At 70.0% G+C, this 20,223-nt stretch carries 18 protein-coding genes; 7 read left to right on the forward strand and 11 right to left on the reverse strand.

The annotated features are described in order from the left end of the window. Together ACFVXA_RS16110 and ACFVXA_RS16115 are read right to left on the reverse strand one after the other, a co-directional pair. Nucleotides 1–1,761 carry an SDR family oxidoreductase gene (locus ACFVXA_RS16110; protein WP_390025309.1) on the reverse strand — a complete coding sequence of 587 codons (1,761 nt, stop codon included), beginning with the start codon at nt 1,759–1,761 and terminating at the stop codon, nt 1–3. Beyond that, complete coding sequence (locus tag ACFVXA_RS16115) at nt 1,758–2,600, reverse strand: M24 family metallopeptidase (RefSeq protein ID WP_383902900.1); 843 nt, start codon at nt 2,598–2,600, stop codon at nt 1,758–1,760. The genes ACFVXA_RS16110 and ACFVXA_RS16115 overlap by 4 nt, the downstream gene beginning before the upstream one ends. 258 nt (nt 2,601–2,858) lie before the next feature. On the opposite strand from ACFVXA_RS16115, the gene ACFVXA_RS16120 reads away from it, so the two are divergent. From ACFVXA_RS16120 to ACFVXA_RS16140, 5 genes are all read left to right on the forward strand, one after another. Continuing rightward, nucleotides 2,859–3,839: an ABC transporter ATP-binding protein gene (locus tag ACFVXA_RS16120; protein WP_390025394.1), complete on the forward strand. Its 981-nt coding sequence runs from the start codon at nt 2,859–2,861 to the stop codon at nt 3,837–3,839. Beyond that, nucleotides 3,829–4,734 (forward strand): ABC transporter permease, encoded by a 906-nt coding sequence (locus ACFVXA_RS16125; protein WP_362023409.1) that lies wholly within the window; start codon nt 3,829–3,831, stop codon nt 4,732–4,734. Before ACFVXA_RS16120 ends, ACFVXA_RS16125 begins: the two co-directional genes overlap by 11 nt. Beyond that, a complete protein-coding gene (locus ACFVXA_RS16130; RefSeq protein ID WP_362023406.1) occupies nt 4,731–5,642 on the forward strand; it encodes an ABC transporter ATP-binding protein in 912 nt (303 codons plus the stop codon). The genes ACFVXA_RS16125 and ACFVXA_RS16130 overlap by 4 nt, the downstream gene beginning before the upstream one ends. Nucleotides 5,643–5,652: 10 nt before the next feature. Continuing rightward, nucleotides 5,653–6,372, forward strand: coding sequence for an ABC transporter permease subunit (locus tag ACFVXA_RS16135; RefSeq protein ID WP_362023403.1), 720 nt, complete (start codon nt 5,653–5,655; stop codon nt 6,370–6,372). 181 nt (nt 6,373–6,553) lie between these two features. Next, complete coding sequence (locus tag ACFVXA_RS16140; RefSeq protein WP_362023401.1) at nt 6,554–6,811, forward strand: hypothetical protein; 258 nt, start codon at nt 6,554–6,556, stop codon at nt 6,809–6,811. Nucleotides 6,812–7,184: 373 nt separating this feature from the next. On the opposite strand, the gene ACFVXA_RS16145 is transcribed toward ACFVXA_RS16140, so the two are convergent. From ACFVXA_RS16145 to ACFVXA_RS16185, 9 genes are all read right to left on the reverse strand, one after another. Beyond that, nucleotides 7,185–8,141, reverse strand: a complete 957-nt coding sequence (locus tag ACFVXA_RS16145) for an HAD family hydrolase (RefSeq protein WP_390025311.1) — start codon at nt 8,139–8,141, stop codon at nt 7,185–7,187. After that, on the reverse strand, nt 8,138–9,415 hold the full coding sequence (gene serS / locus ACFVXA_RS16150; RefSeq protein ID WP_383737959.1) for a serine--tRNA ligase: 1,278 nt from the start codon (nt 9,413–9,415) through the stop codon (nt 8,138–8,140). Before serS ends, ACFVXA_RS16145 begins: the two co-directional genes overlap by 4 nt. A 594-nt stretch (nt 9,416–10,009) precedes the next feature. Beyond that, a complete protein-coding gene (pheA, locus tag ACFVXA_RS16155; RefSeq protein WP_383737961.1) occupies nt 10,010–10,945 on the reverse strand; it encodes a prephenate dehydratase in 936 nt (311 codons plus the stop codon). Between the two features lie 324 nt (nt 10,946–11,269). Then, the gene (gene efeB / locus ACFVXA_RS16160; protein WP_390025313.1) at nt 11,270–12,715 is read right to left on the reverse strand and encodes an iron uptake transporter deferrochelatase/peroxidase subunit; all 1,446 of its coding nucleotides are present in this window, start codon (nt 12,713–12,715) and stop codon (nt 11,270–11,272) included. 8 nt (nt 12,716–12,723) lie between these two features. Continuing rightward, entirely contained in the window at nt 12,724–14,775 is a 2,052-nt protein-coding gene (locus tag ACFVXA_RS16165) for a copper resistance CopC/CopD family protein (protein WP_390025396.1), read from the reverse strand. A gap of 85 nt (nt 14,776–14,860) precedes the next feature. After that, nucleotides 14,861–15,340 carry a copper chaperone PCu(A)C gene (locus ACFVXA_RS16170; RefSeq protein WP_362023385.1) on the reverse strand — a complete coding sequence of 160 codons (480 nt, stop codon included), beginning with the start codon at nt 15,338–15,340 and terminating at the stop codon, nt 14,861–14,863. After that, the gene (locus ACFVXA_RS16175; RefSeq protein WP_362023382.1) at nt 15,337–15,990 is read right to left on the reverse strand and encodes an SCO family protein; all 654 of its coding nucleotides are present in this window, start codon (nt 15,988–15,990) and stop codon (nt 15,337–15,339) included. Before ACFVXA_RS16175 ends, ACFVXA_RS16170 begins: the two co-directional genes overlap by 4 nt. A gap of 183 nt (nt 15,991–16,173) precedes the next feature. Beyond that, on the reverse strand, nt 16,174–16,908 hold the full coding sequence (locus ACFVXA_RS16180) for a YcnI family protein (protein WP_390025315.1): 735 nt from the start codon (nt 16,906–16,908) through the stop codon (nt 16,174–16,176). A 129-nt stretch (nt 16,909–17,037) separates the two neighbouring features. Then, nucleotides 17,038–17,898 (reverse strand): hypothetical protein, encoded by an 861-nt coding sequence (locus ACFVXA_RS16185; RefSeq protein ID WP_390025317.1) that lies wholly within the window; start codon nt 17,896–17,898, stop codon nt 17,038–17,040. A 597-nt stretch (nt 17,899–18,495) separates the two neighbouring features. Here ACFVXA_RS16185 and ACFVXA_RS16190 point away from each other — a divergent pair. Together ACFVXA_RS16190 and ACFVXA_RS16195 are read left to right on the forward strand one after the other, a co-directional pair. Then, the gene (locus ACFVXA_RS16190) at nt 18,496–18,954 is read left to right on the forward strand and encodes an ATP-binding protein (protein ID WP_383902884.1); all 459 of its coding nucleotides are present in this window, start codon (nt 18,496–18,498) and stop codon (nt 18,952–18,954) included. 308 nt (nt 18,955–19,262) lie between these two features. Continuing rightward, on the forward strand, nt 19,263–20,222 hold the full coding sequence (locus ACFVXA_RS16195; protein ID WP_390025319.1) for an intradiol ring-cleavage dioxygenase: 960 nt from the start codon (nt 19,263–19,265) through the stop codon (nt 20,220–20,222). Nucleotide 20,223 lies beyond the last annotated feature (1 nt).

Genomic DNA, 20,223 nt, shown 5'->3' on the forward strand with positions numbered 1-20,223 from the left:
TCACAACGGCGGCTCCACTCGTGCGATCGCGCGCAGCGCCTTCGGCATGAAGCGGGACATGAGGTGGGCGCCGCGCGCCTCCGGGGTGACCGGCACGACCGCCTGGTTGCGGACGACCGCGCGCAGGATCGCGTCGGCGACCTTCTCCGGCGGGTAGTTGCGCAACCCGTACAGCCGCGCCGACTTCTTCTGGCGCCGTTTCTCCTCGCCCGCGTCGACCCCGGCGAAGCGCGCGGTCGAGGTGATGTTCGTGTTGACGAAGCCGGGGCAGATCGCCGAGACACCGATGCCCTGTCCCGCCAGCTCCGCGCGCAGGCACTCGCTCAGCATCAGGACGGCCGCCTTGGAGGTGCTGTAGGCGGGCAGTGCCTTGGACGGCTGGTACGCCGCCGCCGACGCGGTGTTGACGATGTGACCGCCCTGGCCACGCTCGCCCATCTGCTTTCCGAAGAGCCGGCAGCCGTGGATGACACCCCACAGGTTGACGTCGAGTACCTTCTTCCAGTCCTCGGCGCTCGTGTCGAAGAAGGACCCCGACAGCCCGATCCCGGCGTTGTTCACCAGCACGTCCACCACGCCGTACTCGCCGGCGACCTTTTCGGCGAGCTTCTCCATGGCCTGCTCGTCGGAGACGTCGACCGTCTCGGCCCACGCCTCGGGGGAGCCGATCAGCCGGGACATCTCGGCGGTGCGGGCCGCGCTCTCCGCGTCCCGGTCCACGGCGATCACACGCGCGCCGGCCTCGGCGAACGCGAAGGCGGTGGCCCGCCCGATGCCGCTGCCCGCGCCGGTGACCAGCACGAGCTGCCCGCCGAACCGGTCCGCGTACTTCCCGGTGGCCAGGGTGTCCCGTACGGGCACGCCGTCCTCGTTGGCGTGCACGAACTCCGTGATCCAGGCCGCCAGTTGGTCGGGCCGGGTGCGCGGGATCCAGTGCTTGGCCGGGAGCGTACGGCGCACCAGCTGCGGCGCCCACGTCTCCAGCCCGTCGTACAGCCGCTCGGAGAGGAACGCGTCCCCGAGGGGCGTGACGAGCTGCACGGGCGCGTGCGCGTACGCGTCCGCGCGGGGCCTGCCCAGCCGGGCCCGTACGTTGTCGCGGTACAGCCAGGCGCCGTGCGCCGCGTCCGAGGGGAGTGACGGGGTCGGGTAGTCGCCCGAGGGCACCTTCTCGACCCGCTGGAGGATCTTCGGCCACTGCTTGCCGAGGGGGCCGCGCCAGGCCAGCTCGGGCAGGACGGGCGTGTGCAGCAGGTACACGTACCAGGACTTGGCGCCCTGGCCGAGGAGCTGGCCGACCTTGCGCGGGGTCGGCCGCTTGACGCGCTGCTTGATCCAGTGCCCGAAGTGGTCGAGGGACGGCCCGGACATCGAGGTGAAGGACGCGATCCGCCCCTCGGTGCGCTTGACCGTGACGAACTCCCAGGACTGCACGGAACCCCAGTCGTGGCCCACCAGATGCACCGGCCGGTCCGGGCTGACCGCGTCCACGACCGCCAGGAAGTCGTCGGTCAGTTTCTCCAGGGTGAACCCGCCGCGCAGCGGCTGCGGCGGCGTCGACCTGCCGTGTCCCCGTACGTCGTACAGCACGACATGAAAGCGTTCGGCGAGGCGCGTCGCGACTTCGGACCACACCTCCTTGGAGTCCGGATAGCCGTGCACAAGCACCACCGTCGGCTGTGCGGGGTCACCCAGCTCGGCGACGCACAGCTCGACTCCGCCCGTCCGCACCCAGCGCTCGCGCGCGCCTTCGAGACTCACTTGTCCTCCGCCCAGCGCCGCACATGCGGCAGATCGTCGTCCAGCCAGAACGCGCTCTGCTCGGGATCCCTGGAGTCGGTGACGACCAGGATCTCCTCGAACTTCGCGCCCGTACCCCGGAATCCGAGGTGCGGTTCGACCGCCCACAGCCCCGGCCGAGGCGGATGGTCGGAGAATCTGTACGGCGACCACAGGGGGGACCAGCCGTCGCGGTGTCCGTGGATCGCGTCGCTCGCCAGGCCCTTCAGGGACTGGGTGCCGAACCCGAACAGATGCGGTGACCAGGGGCGCTCCTTCACCCGGCCCACCTTGTGCGCGATCACGCCGAACGGATACGCGCGGTGCCGGTTCGCATAGCCCTGGCGGACCATGAGCCGGTCCACGTCCTCGTAGATCTCGCGCAGCGGGCGCCGCTCGCGCACCTCGCGCAGGATCAGCTCGCGATGCGCCTCCAGGTCGGCGAGCAGCTTGTCCTGCACCGGGTTCAGGCCGAGCGAGCCCGAGTAGCCGATGTCCGCCGTGTAGCCCTTGTGGACCGGGGCCATGTCGAGGATGAACGGCATCCCCGGCTCCAGCCGGCGGTTGGTGGGAAAGAACTGCAAGGGGATCCGGAAGTTCACGAACGCCGTGCGGTCGCCGAACCAGGCGAAGGGCAGGTGGAACCAGTCCCGCACCCCTCGCCCGCGCAGCCACTCGCGCTGCATGCGCGCCGCCTCGCGCTCGGTGACGCCGGGCTTGAGCTGCGCGGCCACGGCCTCCGCGCACTCGTACGCGAGACGCTGCACGTCTCTGAACCCCCGCAGTTCCGCGGAGAGTTCGCCTGCCACTGCCGTCGTCATGCCACCGCCCCACCCTGTGTCCACGCTGACTGCGGTACGTGCCCGTAACTTGACACTGGTGAATGTGACAGTTGTTAGAGGCTGCGTCAATAGCCGTGTGCGGTGCCTGTGGACAACCGCGTCGATGTGGACAAACCGCGGCCGGTTGTTCGACCTCAGGGGGACCCCTACGGGCCCGTACGACTGGAGGCTGACGCGGATCCAGCTCCGTGGTCTGACGACCGCTGTGGTGTGCGCCACTACCTTCGAAGCGTGACTGTGATCGCGACCGAAAGCCTGAGCAAGCGGTACCCCAGGGTGACCGCTCTTGACCGGCTCTCCGTGGACGTCGGACCCGGTGTGACCGGACTCGTCGGAGCCAACGGAGCCGGCAAGTCCACACTGATCAAGATCCTGCTGGGTCTGTCCCCCGCCACCGAGGGCCGCGCACAGGTGCTCGGCCTCGACGTCGCCACCGAGGGCGGCGCCATCCGCGAGCGGGTCGGATACATGACCGAGCACGACTGCCTGCCGCCCGACGTCTCGGCCACCGAGTTCGTCGTCCACATGGCGCGCATGTCCGGACTCCCGCCGACCGCGGCCCGCGAGCGCACCGCGGACACACTGCGCCATGTCGGCCTGTACGAGGAGCGGTACCGCCCCATCGGCGGCTACTCGACGGGCATGAAGCAGCGCGTGAAGCTCGCGCAGGCCCTCGTCCACGACCCCCGGCTGGTCTTCCTCGACGAGCCGACCAACGGCCTCGACCCGGTCGGCCGCGACGAGATGCTCGGACTGATCCGCCGTATCCACACCGACTTCGGCATCTCGGTCCTGGTCACCTCGCATCTCCTCGGCGAACTGGAGCGCACCTGCGACCACGTCGTCGTCATCGACGGCGGCAAGCTCCTGCGCTCCAGCTCCACCACGGACTTCACGCAGACCACGACGACCCTCGCCGTCGAGGTCACCGACAGCGACGAGCACCCGGACGGCACCGGCGCGGTGCGCGACGCGCTCCACGCGCGCGGGATCGAGACCCACGACGGCAGCGGCCTGCCCGGCGCCGGACACATCCTGCTGCTCACCGCCGAGGGCGAGGAGACCTACGACCTCGTCCGTGACGTCGTCGCCGACCTCGGCCTCGGCCTGGTCCGGATGGAACAGCGCAGGCACCACATCGCCGAGGTCTTCGCGGACAGCGACGAGCAGCGGACGAACGAGGAACAGCGGAAGGAGGCCGTCGGCCATGGCAATTGAGCAGCCCCTCACCCAGCCCGGTGAGCAGACCCGTATCCACAACATCGGCTACCGCAACTACGACGGCCCGCGCCTGGGCCGCACCTACGCCACCCGTTCCCTGTACTCGCAGTCCCTGCGCGGCGCCTACGGACTCGGCCGCTCGGTCAAGTCCAAGGTGCTGCCGATGCTGCTCTTCGTGGTGATGTGCGTCCCCGCGCTGATCATGGTGGCCGTCGCGGTCGCCACCAAGGCGAAGGACCTGCCCGTCGACTACACGCGCTACGCGGTCATCATGCAGGCCGTCATCGGCCTGTACGTCGCCTCCCAAGGACCCCAGTCCGTCTCCCGCGACCTGCGCTTCAAGACCGTACCGCTGTACTTCTCGCGCCCCATCGAGACCGTCGACTACGTACGGGCCAAGTACGCGGCCCTGGCCTCGGCGCTGTTCGTCCTCACGGCCGCGCCGCTGATCGTGCTCTACGTAGGGGCGCTCCTGGCCAAGCTCGACTTCGCCGACCAGACGAAGGGATTCGGACAGGGGCTGGTCTCCGTGGCACTGCTGTCGCTGCTCTTCGCCGGGATCGGCCTGGTCATCTCGGCGGTCACCCCGCGCCGCGGCTTCGGCATCGCGGCCGTCATCGCCGCCCTGACCATCTCCTACGGAGCGGTCTCCACCGTCCAGGCCATCGCCTTCGAGCAGTCCAGCACGGGAGCCGTGCCGTGGATCGGGCTCTTCTCGCCGATCACGCTCATCGACGGAGTGCAGACGGCCTTCCTCGGCGCCACCTCCGCCTTCCCCGGAGGGGTGGGCCCCTCGTCCGGGCAGGGCGTCGTCTACCTCATCGTCGTCCTGGGTCTCATCGCGGGCTGCTACGGCCTGCTGATGCGCCGCTACCGAAAGGTCGGGCTGTGACCACGCTCAACATCGACCACGTCTCACGCTGGTTCGGCAACGTGGTGGCGGTCAACGACATCACCATGACGATCGGCCCCGGTGTCACCGGCCTGCTCGGCCCGAACGGCGCCGGGAAGTCCACCCTCATCAACATGATGGGCGGCTTCCTCGCCCCCTCCACCGGCAGCGTCACCCTCGACGGCCGGCAGGTCTGGCGCAACGAAGAGATCTACAAGCACATCGGCATCGTTCCCGAGCGCGAGGCGATGTACGACTTCCTCACGGGGCGCGAATTCGTCGTCGCCAACGCCGAGTTGCACGGCCTGGGCGCGAAGGCGGCCGGGCGGGCGCTGGCCACGGTCGAGATGGAGTACGCGCAGGACCGCAAGATCTCCACCTACTCCAAGGGCATGCGGCAGCGCGTGAAGATGGCCTCCGCGCTCGTCCACGACCCGTCCCTGCTGCTGCTCGACGAGCCGTTCAACGGCATGGACCCGCGCCAGCGCATGCAGCTCATGGATCTGCTGCGCCGCATGGGCGACGAGGGCCGCACGGTGCTGTTCTCGTCCCACATCCTCGAAGAGGTCGAGCAACTCGCCGCGCACATCGAGGTGATCGTCGCCGGACGGCACGCGGCGAGCGGCGACTTCCGGCGCATCCGCCGCCTGATGACCGACCGCCCGCACCGCTACCTCGTCCGCTCCAGTGACGACCGGGCGCTGGCCGCCGCGCTGATCGCCGACCCGTCGACGTCCGGCATCGAAGTGGACCTCGCCGAGGGAGCGTTGCGCATCCAGGCCGTCGACTTCGGCCGGTTCACCGCGCTGCTGCCGCGCGTCGCGCGCGAGCACGGCATCCGGCTGCTCACGGTCTCGCCGTCGGACGAGTCCCTCGAGTCCGTCTTCTCGTATCTCGTCGCGGCGTAGGAGGCCCAAGATGTACGACCCCACAGTCGCCCGGCTCACCTATCGGGGCCTGCTCGGCCGCCGCCGGGCCCTCATCCTCTGCGTCCTGCCCGTCCTGCTCATCGTGATCTCGGCGGCCGTACGCAGCTTCTCCGGAGCCGACGACCAGGTCGCCTCGGACCTGCTCGGCGGATTCGCGCTCGCCACGATGGTGCCGATCATCGGCGTCATCGCCGGCACGGGTGCGATCGGGCCCGAGATCGACGACGGCTCGGTGGTGTATCTGCTGGCCAAGCCCCTGAAGCGGCCCACGATCATCTTCACCAAGCTGATCGTCGCCGTCGCCGTCACCATGGCGTTCTCGGCGGTGCCGACCTTCATCGCGGGCATGATCCTGAACGGCAACGGCCAGCAGATCGCCGTCGCCTACACCGTGGCCGCGCTGGTCGCCTCGATCGCGTACGCCGCCCTGTTCCTGCTCCTGGGGACGGTCACCCGGCACGCCGTGGTCTTCGGGCTCGTCTACGCCCTGGTCTGGGAGGCCCTCTTCGGGTCCCTGGTGTCCGGCGCGCGCACGCTCAGCGTCCAGCAGTGGGCGCTCGCGGTGGGCCACAAGGTGACCGGCGGGGACCTCGTCACCTCGGACGTGGGCCTGCCGACCGCGACGGTGCTGCTGGTCGCGGTCACCGTGCTCGCCACCTGGTACGCCGGGCAGCGGCTGCGGTCGCTGACGCTGGCCGGCGAGGAGTGAGCGGGGGCTCCACGCGCGCGTGCCGGTTGTCGCCAGGTACGCGCGCGTGGAGCCCCTCTTTCTTGACAGCCCTTCTTGACTGCCCCTCTTCACCGTGTGGAGCCCCTTTTTTCTTGACAGCGGCTTCACATGTGTCGGGGCACACTGGACAAACGGGGACGCACGGCCAGGAGGAACGGGGATGGCATTCGAGGAACCACGAGGTGACGGTCGCGAGCGGTCCGGGGACGTCGGGGACGGCAACGACGTATGGGACGACCTCGTACTGGACGAGAACTTCATACACTCCGCGGAGACGACCGAGCCGTCCGCCCGGGCCCGTATGCTCGCGGCCCGCTGGCGCGAAGCGGGACCCGATCCGCAGCCCTGGCGCTCCGACGAGCCGCCCGCGGGGTGGTTCTTCAGCAAGGGGCGTAGGCGCAGGTGGCGCCGCCGCTGAACCCTCAAGGGAGCGGCCGGTGAGGCGGTCATTAATCGGTGGCGCCCAAGTCGGCGTACGGGGACAGTAGTTCTGTCCATGTCGCCGCGTCGAGTCGGCGCCACGTTCTGGGAGAGAAGCGCGACGATGTTCGTCAGGGACAGTTCGTCGAGCTTCCGACAGGGCAGCCCGCGGCGGGTTCCGGAGTAGTTACCCCTCCGTCGAACCCGCCCGCACGGGGGGCTGCCCGGGGCGGCCGCTTCGAGCGCGCATGCCGCGCGGGCCGCCCACCCATACGCTGCCGCTGTGCGTTGGCGGCGCTCTGATCCGCCGCTTCGCGGCGGGATCTCCCGACCCGCCCGCCCGGTCAGGGCGGGCGGGACCGGCACCGCGGCTACGGCTGGGCCAGCAACCGCTCCAGCACGACTGCGATCCCGTCCTCCTCGTTCGAGGACGTCACCTCGTCCGCGACCGCCTTGAGGTCGGTGTGGGCGTTGGCCATGGCCACGCCGTGGGCGGCCCAGGCGAACATGGGGATGTCGTTCGGCATGTCGCCGAAGGCGATGGTGTCCGCGGCCTTCGCGCCGAGCCGGCGGGCCGCCAGGGAGAGCCCCGTCGCCTTGGAGAGGCCGAGGGGAAGGAGTTCCACTATCCCCGCACCGGCCATCGTGACGCCGACGAGTCCGCCCGCGACGCGCGTGCCCACCTCGGCGAGCTCGTCGTCGGAGAGCGTCGGGTGCTGGACGTACAACTTGTTCAGGGGGGCCGACCAGAGGTCCGCCGCGTCCCTGATCGGTACGACCGGGAGCGGGCCGTCCATCATGCGGTAGCCGGGGCTGACCAGCACCTCGCCGTCGAGCCCGGCGCGGCTCGCGGCGAGCAGCAGCGGGCCGACCTCCGCTTCGATCTTGGCGAGTGCCAGGCCGGCCAGCCGCCGGTCGAGCGTCACCGCGGTGAGCAGTCGGTGCTCTCCCGCGTCGTACACCTGCGCGCCCTGACCGCACACCGCGAGGCCCCGGTAGCCGAGGTCGTCGAGGATGTGCCGGGTCCAGGGCACCGCGCGCCCGGTGACGACGATGTGCGCGGCGCCCGCGGCGGTGACCGCCGCGAGCGCCTCACGCGTACGCTCCGAGACCGTCTCGTCGGAGCGCAGCAGCGTCCCGTCGAGATCGGTCGCGACGAGCTTGTAGGGGAACGCTCCGGTCGAGTCGGTCGCCTGGGTCGATCCGGTGGTGGCGGTCGAGTCGGTTGCCTCGGTCGACCCGGTGGTACCGGTCGAGTCGGCTGCTCGGGTCGGCCCAGTAGTGCCGGTCGCGTCGGTTGCTCCGGTCGAACCGGTGGTGGCGCTCACTTGGCGATCGGCTCCAGGACCTCACGGCCACCCAGATAGGGACGCAGCACCTCGGGCACCCGCACGGAGCCGTCGGCCAGCTGGTGGTTCTCCAGGATCGCGACGATCGTGCGCGGTACGGCGCACAGCGTGCCGTTCAGCGTCGCCAGCGGCTGGACCTTCTTGCCGTCGCGCATGCGCACGGACAGGCGGCGGGCCTGGAAGCCGTCGCAGTTCGAGGCCGACGTCAGCTCGCGGTACTTGCCCTGGGTCGGGATCCACGCCTCGCAGTCGAACTTGCGCGACGCGGAGGCACCGAGGTCGCCCGAGGCCACATCGATGACCTGGAAGGGCAGTTCGAGGCCGGTCAGCCACTGCTTCTCCCAGTCCAGGAGCCGCTTGTGCTCGTTCTCCGCGTCCTCGGGGTCGACGTAGGAGAACATCTCGACCTTGTCGAACTGGTGCACCCGGAAGATGCCGCGGGTGTCCTTGCCGTAGGTGCCGGCCTCGCGGCGGAAGCACGGCGAGAAGCCGGCGTAGCGCAGCGGCAGCTTGTCGGCGTCGATGATCTCGTCCATGTGGTACGCCGCGAGGGGTACCTCCGAGGTGCCGACCAGGTAGTAGTCGTCCTTCTCCAGGTGGTACACGTTCTCCGCGGCCTGGCCGAGGAAGCCGGTGCCCTCCATGGCGCGCGGGCGGACCAGCGCCGGGGTCAGCATCGGGGTGAAGCCGGCCTCGGTGGCCTGCGCGATCGCGGCGTTGACGAGGGCGAGCTCCAGGAGCGCGCCGACACCCGTCAGGTAGTAGAAGCGTGAGCCGGACACCTTGGCGCCGCGCTCGACGTCGATGGCGCCGAGCGACTCGCCGAGCTCCAGGTGGTCCTTCGGCTCGAAGCCCTCGGCGCCGAAGTCACGGATGGTTCCGTGCGTCTCCAGGACGACGAAGTCCTCCTCGCCGCCGACCGGGACGTCCGGGTGGACCAGGTTGCCGAGCTGGAGAAGGAGGCGCTTGGTCTCCTCGTCGGCCTCGTGCTGCTCGGCGTCGGCCGTCTTGACGTCGGAGGCGAGCTGGCCCGCCTTCTTCAGCAGTTCGGCCTTCTCGTCACCCGAGGCCTTGGGGATCAGCTTCCCGAGCGCTTTCTGCTCGGAGCGGAGCTCGTCGAAGCGGACGCCGGACGACCTGCGCCGCTCGTCGGCGGAGAGGAGGGCGTCGACGAGCGCGACGTCCTCTCCACGGGCGCGCTGGGAGGCGCGAACACGGTCGGGGTCCTCACGGAGCAGGCGAAGGTCAATCACCCCTCAAGGCTACCGGTGCGCGGTTCCGGCCAACGACTCGATATTCCGGTCCACGGCTTCCGTCACGTTATGAGTGAAATGCCGGACTGAATCTCTTGATCGTCATCTCTTGATCGCCCATGAGGGGCCGCTGGGCGGCCGGTGGGCGTCAATAAAAAGGACGCTACTCCCTGAAACGGGGCAGATGAGGGTCTATGCGTTGACTGGACTCCCTTGCGAAGGAAGTGACTTGGGGAGGGGTTGTCCACAGCGATCCGCGGCCTCGCAAAGTTATCCACAGGCTGTGTGGAAGATCTGTGGACTGCGGAATTGATCGTTCCGAAAGCCGCATGTGGGGCGAACAATTCCCAAGTCAAACCCTGTCTACACCCACGTTCGAGTGGAAATGCTTCGCTCCAAAGGATTGATCAAGGGAAATGGGTGGACGAGGGGTGACGTGCGGGGCTGTGGACGAAGTTGGGGCCTGTAGGCCGATTTGTCGACGATGCAGTGCTTCGTTGTCGACTTGTCCCCAGGTCGAGAAGCACACCTGTGGATAACGCCTGTGGATGACGAAAATCGGCAGGTAGGACTTGAGCCGGTCCGGGGACGGTTCTAGAACCGGCCGTCCTGGCAGCGCGCCAGCCAGTCAGACGCCGCCGAGAACTCACCGTCCGACGTCCCGGGCCGCAGCGGCCGTACGTCTTCCAGGGCGACCCCGGCCCGCGGGTAGGACCCGAGGAAGCGCACCTGGGGGCAGATCCGCTTGAGGCCCATCAGCGCCTCGCCCACCCGGCGGTCGGTGATGTGGCCCTCGGCGTCCACCGAGAAGCAGTAGTTGCCGATGCCCTGGCCGGTCGGCCGGGATTCGATCCGCATCAGGTTGACGCCGCGTACGGCGAATTCCTGGAGGAGTTCGAGGAGCGCGCCCGGGTGGTCGTCGCCGAGCCAGATGACCACGGACGTCTTGTCGGCGCCGGTCGGGGCCGCGGGCCGGGCCGGGCGGCCGACCAGCACGAAGCGGGTCTCGGCGTTCGCCGCGTCATGGATCTCGGTCACCAGCGGTGCGAGCCCGTACGTCGCCGCCGCGAACTCGCCCGCGAAGGCCGCGTCGTACCGGCCCTCCTGGACCAGACGGGCACCGTCCGCGTTCGACGCCGCCGACTCCCACAGGGCGTCCGGAAGGTGCGCGCCGAGCCAGTTGCGGACCTGCGGCTGGGCGACCGGGTGGCCGGTGACCGTCTTGATGTCCTTCAAGGCCGTGCCGGGCCTCACCAGCAGGGCGAAGGCGATCGGCAGCACGACCTCGCGGTAGATCATCAGCGGTTCGCCCTTGGCGAGCTCGTCGAGGGTGGCGGTGACGCCGCCCTCGACCGAGTTCTCGATCGGGACGAGCGCGCCCGCGGCCTGACCGCCGCGCACCGCGTCGAGCGCGACCGGCACCGACACCATCGGAACCAGCTCCCGCGTCGCGGCTTCCGGAAGCGTGCGGAGGGCGGCCTCGGTGAACGTTCCCTCGGGGCCGAGATAGGTGTAGCGCGTCGCCGACATACCGTCACCCTAATGGGCCTTGTCCAACCCGGCTCACGACCGTGGAAGCACGGCCCCTATGGCTGCCTCTCGGTCGCTCGGCATCCGTAGCCCCGGAGGGTGCCCCCTCAGCCGCGGGCATCCGCAGTCCCGGAGGGTGCCCCCTCAGCCGCCGGCATCCGCAGTCCCGGAGGGTGCCCCCTCAGCCGCGGGCATCCGCAGTCCCGGAGGGTGCCCCCTCAGCCGCCGGCGTCCGCAGCCCCGAAGAAGGCCTCTCAGCCGTCGGGAGCGGGGCAGCCGAGTTTCCGAAGGACGCCCGACCGCGGGGCACCGGCCCCCGACCCCTCAGCCCTCCAGCAACCGCTGCCCCACGTACTCCCCCTCCGCCGCCCCGCCCGGCACCGCGAACAGGCCGCTCGACTCGTGGCGGATGAAGGTGGAGAGCGCGTCGCCGCGGTCGAGCTTGCGCTGGACGGGGACGAAACCGCGCAGCGGATCGGCCTGCCAGCAGACGAAGAGCAGGCCCGCGTCGGGCACCCCCTCCGTGTCGATCCCGTCGTGGAAGGAGAACGGGCGGCGCAGCATCGCGGCGCCGCCGTTCTGGTCGGGCCGGGTGATCCGGGCGTGCGCGTTGATGGGGACGACGAGATTGCCGTCGGTGTCGGTCTTGTCGAGGTTCATCGCGGTCGTCTCGGTGCCGCCCGACAGGGGTGCCCCGGTCGACTTCTTCCGGCCGATGACGTTCTCCTGGTCCTTGACCGAGAGCTTCTCCCAATCGTCCAGGAGCATGCGGATACGGCGTACGACGGCGTACGAGCCGTTCGTCATCCACGCCGGGTCGCCGGAGGCGGGCACGAAGATGCGCTGGTCGAAGTCGGACTCGGAGGGCTTCGGGTTGCGGGTGCCGTCGATCTGGCCCATCAGGTTGCGAGCCGTCATCGGCTGGGCGGTGGCCCCGGGCGAGCGGTTGAAGCCGTTCATCTGCCAGCGCACCCGGGCCGCGCTCCCCGCGTCCTTCTGGATCGCACGCAGGGCGTGGAAGGCGACCAGGGCGTCGTTCGCGCCGATCTGCACCCACAGGTCACCGTTGCTGCGCGCTTTGTCGAGCTGGTCGGAGGAGAAGTCGGGCAGCGGGTCGAGGGCGACCGGGCGCTGCTTCTCCAGTCCCGTACGCGCGAAGAAGCTGTACCCGAAACCGAAGGTGACCGTCAGGGACGACGGGCCGGCGTCGCGCGCGACGTCCGTGTCGTCGTGCGCGGACGCCTCGCCCGCCATCAGCCGCTGGGCCGTCGTCGACCAGCGGCGCAGCAGCGCGGCGGCCTCCTTACGGCCCGCGCCCGCCGCCAGGTCGAAGGCGACGAGGTGGCCGCGCGCCTGGAGGGCGGTGGTGATGCCGGGCTGATGTTTCCCGTGAAACATCACCGTGTCCGTGCCGAGCGAGGCCAACGGTGTGGCCTTGTCGGCGGAGGGTGCCGCCGCGTATCCCGCGGCGCCTCCGGCCGCCCCCAGGGCGAGACCGGTGGCACCGGCGGTGCCGAGCAGCCGGCGCCGCGAAAGGACCCCCCTAGGAGAGGGCTCCTGGGAAACGGCCTCCCCAGGAGAGGCGTTTTCCGAATCGACTCCCCTAGGAGAGGTCACCTTCGGGGAGGTCACCTTGGGAGACGCACCAGAGGTCTCCGAAGTCCGAGGAGACTTCTCAGAGGTCTTCCCAGAGGTCTTCCCGGAGTTCTTCTGAGAGGCCTTTTCGGATGCCTCCTGGGAGGACGCCTCCGGAGTGGACTGGTCAGCCATGGTGAGGTTCAGCCGATCTGCGCGTTCTTGTTCACGGTCGCTTGGTCGATGTCGGAGGTCCGTACGGTCACCGCGATCTTCCAGTCGCCCGCCATGGGGATCTGCACCCCGCTCGCCGACCAGTGTCCGGTGGCGATGCGGTCGGGGGTCACGGGCAGCGGGCCGATGTCCTTCGCGGTGAGTGTGAAGGCGACCTTGACCTCGGGCACGTCGAAGGCCTTGCCGTTCGGGCGCTCCACGAAGACGTGCATCTCGTTGCCGCCGACGCGGGCCGGGTCGAGGGTGACTTCCACGGTGCCCTTGCCGTCTTCGCCGCCGGTGTCGAAGGGGAACTTCAGGGACAGCGGTCCGGAACGCTGGGAGGCGGACGCGGTGGCCTGCTTCGCCGCTTCCTCCGTACGCCCCGGCTCGGTGGTCGTCAGCGCGGTCGTGACCGCGAGCAGCACGATGGCGACACCCGCCTCGGCGAGCACTGAACGGCGCAGTCCCGTGCGGTGCGGGTCGGCGTCGCGCAGCCGCTTGTCGCGCGCGGTGGCCACGGCGGCCCGCTGCCGGGCGAGCTGAGCGGCGCGCCTGGAGTCCGCCGAGTCGGCCAAGTCCGAGTCTGCCGAGTCGGCCAAGTCCGAGTCCGCAGACTTCGCCGAGCCCGCGGAGCTTGAGGAGCCCCGGCGCCGCGCGTCCCCGGCGTCCGTGAGAACCGTCGACCGCTTCTTCTCGCGCTGCTCGACCACGGCCGCCACGGCCTCTGCGGCCGGTAGTTCCGACAGCTGCCCGGTCCAGCGTCGCGAGATCCACGCGATGCCCACGAGGAGGGCCACCAGGCCGATCTTGACGAGCAGCAGCTGCCCGTACGTCGTGTCGGTGAACGCCGACCAGGAGCCGACCTGGCGCCACGACTGGTAGATCCCGGTCGCGACCAGCGTGAGGACGCCGCCGAACGCGACGCGCGAGAAGCGTCGTACGGCCGCCGCCTCGATCTGTGCGTCCACCGGCGCCCGGAACAGGGCGACCAGCAGTGTCGCCAGGCCCCCCAGCCAGACGGCGACGGCCAGCAGGTGCAGCACGTCGACGGGCATCGCGACACCGGCCTGGATACCGGTCGAGGCGTGTTCGGCCATCGCCCACGTCGCGGCCAGGCCCGCCGCGACGACGACGCCGCCGATCGCGAGCCCGAAGGTGAGGTCCTTCTTCTCGGCGGCCCTGTCGGCTGCGTCCGCGGCTGAGTCCGCGGCGGCGTCGGAGGTGTCGTCAGCCGCACCGTCCGAGATGTCCGCGGCGGCCTCGTCCCGCTTCACGTACGCCCCGAAGAGCACGGCGATGAAGAGCGCCGCCGCGGCGAGCAGCAGCAGCCGCGAGACCAGCGCCGCTCCCGACTTGGTCTGCAGTACCTGCCCGAGCAGCGTCAGGTCGAAGATGTCGGCGACCTTGCCGGAACCGACGTACGAACCGCGCAGGAGCAGCAGCGCGAGCGTGGCGCCGGTCAACGCGAGCCATCCGGCGACCACGAGCCGCTGCACCGGCCGGACTCCGGCGCCGCGCTGCCAGCAGGCCAGTACGAAGGCCGCGCCGCCGACGAGGAGGATGAAACCGGCGTACGAGATATAGCGCGCGAAGCCATACAGCGCGCCGACGATCCCGCCGCCCACCGCCTGGTCGGACAGTGCGACGGAGGTCTGCGAGGGCGCGCCGATGGAGAAGGTGAAGGCGCCCGAGACGGGGTGGCTGTCCGCCGACACCACCTGGTAGGTGACGGTGAACGTGCCGTCGGGCAGCCCCGAGTGGAGCTTCACGCCGTACGTGGTGCCGCTCAGGTTGGTCGCTCCGCCGGTGTCGACCCGCTTGCCCTTGGGGTCGAGGACCTGGAGCGAGCCGTCGTTCATCGCGACCTTCTCGGAGAAGGTGAGCGTGACCTGGGCGGGCGCCTTGGTGACCACCGACCCCTGCTGTGGGTCGCTCCCGGTCAGCGCGGCGTGCGCGGAGGCGGGGGCCGCGCCGGCCAGGAGCGCGCCGGAGACGGCGAGAAACACCAGCAAGAGGGTCCGGAAGCTCCGGAAGCCCAAGAAGCTCCCGTCGCTCCGGAAGTTCCTGATGCTCTGCACGTTCCGGAAGCGGGAGGCGATGGTCTGCGTCACGGTGATCCCTCCCTCAGTGCCCGGTCTTCGGGCTGTACGTCGCGGACTTCACCGGCATGGAGATCCGCACCGTGCCCGACTTGGCGAAGTGCAGCTCCACGGACACCTTCTCGCCCTGCTTCGGCTTGTGGGTGAGCTTTTCGAACATGAGGTGGTTGCCGCCGCTCGCGAAGTCCAGCGTGCCGTCCTTGGGCACGGCGAAGGACTTCTCCTCCTCCATCGCGCCGCCCTTGGTGGCATGCAGCGTGACGTCGTCCGAGAGGTCGCTGGTGACCGAGGTCAGGGTGTCGGCGCCGCCGGAGTTGGTGACGGTGAAGAATCCGGCCGCCATGGAGTCCATGCTCGGGGCGGGCATGTAGGCGCCGGTGACCTTCAGTTCGGGCTTGGCGGAGGAGTCCTTGTCGTCCGAGCCGCATCCCGCCAGTGTCACCGCCACGGCTATGACCACCGCGCAGCCGGCGAGCGGCCGGGGGGAACGGCCGGGACGGCTCACGGGTTCTCCCCCTTGATGATCTTGGGGAGGTCCTTGGTGTAGTCGTCGACGGTGGCGTCCTCGCCGTACAGCACATAGCCCCCGTCGGTCTTCGGCGAGAACGCGATGACCTGGGTGCCGTGCACGGAGACGAGCTTGCCGTTCTTGTCCTTCGACGTCGGCTCGATGGAGATGCCCAGGGTGCGGGCGCCGGCCTGGACGGTGGCGAAGTCGCCGGTCAGGCCGACGAAGTCGGAGTCGATGCCCTTGAGCCACTTGCCGAGCGCGGCCGGGGTGTCGCGGCCCGGGTCGGTGGTGACGAACACGACGCGGAGTTTGTCCTGCTCGGACTTGGGCAGCTGCTTCTTGGCCACGGCCAGGTTGTTCATCGTCAGCGGGCAGACGTCGGGGCAGTGGGTGTAGCCGAAGTAGATCAGCGTCGGCCGGCCCTTGGTCTCCGCCCGGAAGTCGTACTTCTTGCCGTTCGTGTCGGTGAGCACGAGGTCAGGCTTCTCGAACGGTTTGTCGAGGACCGTCGCGGCCTTGCCGGAGCCGGACTCGGCGGACACGTCGGCGATCGGCTTGTTGCTGTCGTCGCCGCTGCCGCAGGCGGAGAGGGTCAGAGCGGCGGCGGCGAACAGGGCGGCCGCGGCATACGTCTTCTTGCGCATAGAAAAATGTCCCAGATGTGAGAACTCCGGCGCGCACCGGGGTCGTGCGAGGCCCGGACGGTGATGTCGTGAGGCCCGACCGGACATGTGGTGCGTACGACACCCGGAAGGCGATGTCGTACGCACGAGGCCCGGACGGTGACGTCGCACGACGTCCCGGTGCGCACCGAAAGGGGTAGTGCCTCAGGCGTTCGTACGCCGACGGCCGGCCAGCACGCCGTACGCCACGCCCGCCACGCCGACGACGATGCCCACGACGCCCAGCACACGGGCGGTGGTGTCGCTGCTGTCGGAGGAGGACGCGGCCTCGGTGGTGTCCTTGGCCGGCGCCTCGGTGGCGGAGGTGTCCTCGGCGCTGCTGGATCCGTGGTGGCCCGACTCGGACGCGGCGGAGAGCGCGAGCACCGGTGCCGGGTTCTCGGGCTCCGCCTGGCCCTCCTTCTGCGGCTCGATCCAGCGCACGACCTCCTTGTTGGAGTACGTCTGGACGGCCTTGAATACGAGCTGGTCGGTGTCTTCGGGGAGCGCGCCGATGGAGAGCGGGAACTTCTGGAAGAAGCCCGGCTCGATGCCCTTGCCGCCGGCGGTCCAGGTGACCTTGGTGACGGCCTCGTCGATCTTCTCGCCGTGCATGGTGAGCGGCTTGGCGAGCTTGGACTTGGTGACCTTCACGGTCCATCCGTCGATCGGCTCCGGCATGACGGAGGCGAGCGGGTGGTCGATCGGGAAGTTCACCTCGAGCTTGGTGGTCGAGGCGTCGTCGTGCTCGTTCGGGACTTTGAAGTTCACGACGGCGTAGTCGCCCTTGGCGGCCGTGCCCTCGGGCTGCACGCTCACGTGCGCGAAGGCGGGGGCGGACAGGGCGAGGACGGCCGAGGCGGCGAGGGTGCCGGCGGCGGCGATACGGGAAGCCTTCATGGAAGGGAACACTCCACTTTCAGTCCGGTGACAGGGGATGCGCGTGCGACGTGGCGCCCCCTGGGGCGGCATGGCATGCACGCGCGCGTGCCGCACGACGGCGTCCCCTTCGTGGAGTGGCGCGTCGTGTCAGGCAGCGAGGACGAATGCGGTGGAGGCAGGCGGTCCGCGCCGGATGACGGTGTGCTGGAGCGCGGTCGTACGCGGCTTCGGGGGCGCGAGCGGCGCGGTGCACAGCGTGCGCGCCACCTCGGGCGCCCCCGGAAGTCCGGTCCGCAGGGCGCGTACGAGTGCGAGCGCGGCGCGCAACGACCGTACGAGCGCCCCTTCCGTGACCCCCTGCGCGGACAGCCGCATGAGACGCAGCAGCGCCATGTCCCCGCGGCGCAGCACCCATCCGGCGGCGACGGCCGCGAGGACGTGGCCGAGCAGCATCGGCAGGGAGGGCAGTACCGACATCGAGGAGCCCACCGTGGTGGACAGGGCGTCCGCGGGGTGGTGCATGGACTGGGTCATGCCCGACGCCATGCCCGACGTCATGCCGCTGGTCATGTCGCCCGTCATGCCGGTGTCGATCCGCGCCTCGGCGAGGATCTTCTGGGCCTGCGCGGGGCTGATCGCCGCCGCGGTCGTGCCGCACACGAGGCGCGCGGCCCGCTCGACGAGCGAGACATCCGATGCCATGGACATGCTGCCCGACATCGGCATACTGCCGGGCCGGCCGAGACCGAAGAGCGTGTGCAGCACCGTCTGGCCGACCGCGAGAACCGCCGCGATGCCCGGCAGCGAACGCTCGCGTCCCGCCAGCGGGGCGGCGACGGCAAAGACCGCGAGGAAGCCGGCGCCCAGCGTCCACAGTGGGATCGTGGCGCAGGAGGCGAGCGCATGACCGGCCGCGGCCAGCACGACGCAGACCGCGGCGAACACCGCGGCCCGCAGAATCCGGAGGTCGAATCCGGAGCGTGCCGAACGCTGGTGGGGGGCAGTCATGGCGGCCTTATCATCGCACTGGCCTTACCCGCCCCCTACAGCAGGTGCACAAGAAGCCGTGGCGATCGCATGGTGCCGTACACCCCGCGAGTGCCTTTCTGGCCGACGAAGCGACGGATGCCCTGCCAGCTGCCGTATGGCCGGCCAAGCGACGGGCGCCGGCCGGAGGCCGTACGACCGCGGAAGCGACGGGCGCCCGCCAGATGCCGTACGACCGGCGAAGTGGCGGATGTCCGCCAGATGCCGTACGGCCGGAGAAGTGGCGGATGGCCGCCAGATGCCGTACGGCCGGCAAGGCGGTGGATGCCCGCCAGATGCCGTACGGCCGGCAAGGCGGTGGATGCCCGCCAGATGCCGTACGACCGGCGAAGCGACGGGCGCCGCAAGGTGATGTGCGGCCGGCAAACGACGTGTGACCCGCGAGAAGACGTACACCCCTGAAGATCACCTCATGGAGGGAGAGCCGCCCGCGCATACACCGATCCCGGTGGCACGCGCATCCGCCGTATGGGCGGCATCACGACAACTGCGCGATTGCGCGCGGGTGCTTGCGGCAATACGTAACGGTATGTCGAGCCGCGGCCGGGAGGCTGGAGCATGAGCATCTGGTGGTCACTCCATTTGCGGCGCGAGGCTGCGAGCGTTCCGCTCGCCCGTCGCCTGCTGCTCGGCACCATGGAGAGCGCGGGCGTCGACCCGGACGTCTCGTACGACCTCTCCGTGGCCCTCAGCGAGGCCTGTGCCAACGCCGTCGAACACGGCGGCGGGGACGCGGCACACGGCGCCTCCTCCGAGGCCTACCGGGTGACCGCCTACCTCGACGGCGAGACGTGCCGTATCGAAGTCGCCGATTCCGGCCCCGGTTTCCCGGTGAGCCGTGCCCGCGCCCCGATCCGTCCGTCGCGCGTTGATGCCGAGCACGGCCGCGGGCTCTGTCTGATCCAGGAGCTCGCCGACCACGTCCGGATCGACAACAAGCCGGGGCGGGGCGGGACGGTGGTCAGCTTCGACAAGATCCTCAAGTGGAAGAAGGACCCTTCGTTGCTGATGGCCTAGCCCGCTGAGCTCGTTGCTGACGGCCTAGCCCGCTGAGCTCGTTGCTGACGGCCTGGTCCGCTGAACAGCGGCGAGGTCTTCGACCGCGTCGCCGGCGACCTCGGCCGCGCCCCTCGGTCTGCGGGAGCGCTAGAAGCGGCAGACTGCCGCTGCTGTTACGCGGCTTGCCGTTCTATCGGACCGGCGCCGGGCGGTCCGCCCGGCGATGTGCGGGGCCGGTCTCGGGGACTCCGGCTTTCTCAGGTCCCATAGGTCAATCACAGTGCACCCCCATGTCCTTGAGGGCTGACGTTCCTAATTTTCCCAGCATGACGGGAAGCCACAAAGACAAGTCGATCACCCGCCGCCGCGCCCTCGCGGTGACCGGAGGCACGGTCGCCGCCGGAGGCCTCGCGGCCGCCGGATACCAGGCGGCGTTCGCCGACGAAACGACCGGCACGGACGCGCAGGCCACCGCCTCGGCGAGTTCCAGCGGCGGCACGTGCGTGCTGATGTCCAGCGTCACCGAGGGTCCGTACTACCTGGACGGCGCCCTGGTGCGGAAGGACATCACCGAGGGCAAGAGCGGCGTTCCACTGACGCTGCGCATCACCGTTCAGGACACCACCGACTCCTGCGACCCGGTCTCCGGCGCCGCCGTGGAGATCTGGCACTGCGACGCCTGGGGCTACTACTCCGGCTACACCACCGCCAACCCCGGCGGCTCCGCACCCGCCGAGAGCGAGGACGGCTCCACCGCCAACGACCAGACCTACCTGCGCGGTTACCAGATCGCCAACGCCAACGGAGTCGTCAAGTTCGAGACGATCTTCCCCGGTTGGTACACGCCGCGCACCTGCCACATCCACGTCAAGGTGCACACCGGCGGCGAGAAGGAGGACGGCACCTACGAGGGGGGCACGGTCAACTACACCGGCCAGCTCTTCTTCGACGACGACGTCGCCGCGGAGATCTTCGCCCTGGAGCCCTACTCCCAGCACACCGGCAGCTACACCGAGCTCGCCGACGACATGGTGTACGACGGCGGAGGCGCCGCCAGCGGTCTGCTCACCCTCAAGCCCGTGCACAAGAAGGACCCGTCCAAGGGCTACAAGGGGCTCATCACCCTGGGCATCGACCCGGACGCCTCGAACGACGGTGCCGGAAGCGGCGCAGGCGGCACTCCCCCGAGCGGCGCCCCGAGCGACGTCCCGACCGGTACGCCGCCGAGCGGCGCCCCGAGCGACAGCGCCTCCCCGTCCGCCTCGTCCGCCTCGGCCTCCTCGTAAG

Source organism: Streptomyces sp. NPDC058246 (assembly GCF_042881985.1).
Lineage (GTDB): Bacteria > Actinomycetota > Actinomycetes > Streptomycetales > Streptomycetaceae > Streptomyces.

What these genes read in the sequence shown, in the direction of transcription:
- ACFVXA_RS16115 (WP_383902900.1), bottom strand. Translation starts at nt 2,600, where the DNA reads ATGACGACGGCAGTGGCAGGCGAACTCTCCGCGGAACTGCGGGGGTTC.
- efeB (WP_390025313.1), bottom strand. Translation starts at nt 12,715, where the DNA reads ATGGCTGACCAGTCCACTCCGGAGGCGTCCTCCCAGGAGGCATCCGAA.
- ACFVXA_RS16180 (WP_390025315.1), bottom strand. Translation starts at nt 16,908, where the DNA reads ATGAAGGCTTCCCGTATCGCCGCCGCCGGCACCCTCGCCGCCTCGGCC.
- pheA (WP_383737961.1), bottom strand. Translation starts at nt 10,945, where the DNA reads ATGTCGGCGACGCGCTACACCTATCTCGGCCCCGAGGGAACGTTCACC.
- ACFVXA_RS16135 (WP_362023403.1), top strand. Translation starts at nt 5,653, where the DNA reads ATGTACGACCCCACAGTCGCCCGGCTCACCTATCGGGGCCTGCTCGGC.
- ACFVXA_RS16125 (WP_362023409.1), top strand. Translation starts at nt 3,829, where the DNA reads ATGGCAATTGAGCAGCCCCTCACCCAGCCCGGTGAGCAGACCCGTATC.
- ACFVXA_RS16140 (WP_362023401.1), top strand. Translation starts at nt 6,554, where the DNA reads ATGGCATTCGAGGAACCACGAGGTGACGGTCGCGAGCGGTCCGGGGAC.
- ACFVXA_RS16190 (WP_383902884.1), top strand. Translation starts at nt 18,496, where the DNA reads ATGAGCATCTGGTGGTCACTCCATTTGCGGCGCGAGGCTGCGAGCGTT.
- ACFVXA_RS16195 (WP_390025319.1), top strand. Translation starts at nt 19,263, where the DNA reads ATGACGGGAAGCCACAAAGACAAGTCGATCACCCGCCGCCGCGCCCTC.
- ACFVXA_RS16185 (WP_390025317.1), bottom strand. Translation starts at nt 17,898, where the DNA reads ATGACTGCCCCCCACCAGCGTTCGGCACGCTCCGGATTCGACCTCCGG.
- ACFVXA_RS16175 (WP_362023382.1), bottom strand. Translation starts at nt 15,990, where the DNA reads ATGCGCAAGAAGACGTATGCCGCGGCCGCCCTGTTCGCCGCCGCCGCT.